The organism is Alteromonas sp. ABE4_545, from assembly GCF_056161325.1.
The window spans coordinates 1-338 of record NZ_JBSWYY010000086.1 but is presented as its reverse complement, the minus strand read 5'-3'; the positions used below and the strand labels follow the sequence as shown (position 1 = coordinate 338).

Annotated in this window: 2 rRNA genes; both read right to left on the bottom strand. The window is 45.0% G+C overall.

Features of this window, described 5'->3' with window-relative positions:
- Positions 1–104, bottom strand: a 5S ribosomal RNA gene (rrf, locus tag ACXAH6_RS20435); the annotation flags it as partial.
- A gap of 142 nt (positions 105–246) precedes the next feature.
- Positions 247–338, bottom strand: a 23S ribosomal RNA gene (locus ACXAH6_RS20430); the annotation flags it as partial.

Genomic DNA, 338 nt, shown 5'->3' with positions numbered 1-338 from the left:
GCTACTCTCACATGGGGAGACCCCACACTACCATCGCCGCTAACGTGTTTCACTTCTGAGTTCGGAATGGATTCAGGTGGTGCCACGTCGCTATTGTCGCCAAGCATAAACTGGTTGTTACCGACTAAGTCAGTAACTTAACAATTCTGGAAATCTGATATTCAATCTATCGAGTAACTACTACTCTATTCAACTTGATTTAGCACTTGCCTACAACACCATAGCTCAAAGCTAATTTGGCGTTGTATGGTTAAGCCTCTCGGGCAATTAGTACAGGTTAGCTTAACGCCTCACAACGCTTCCACACCCTGCCTATCAACGTCATCGTCTATAACAAC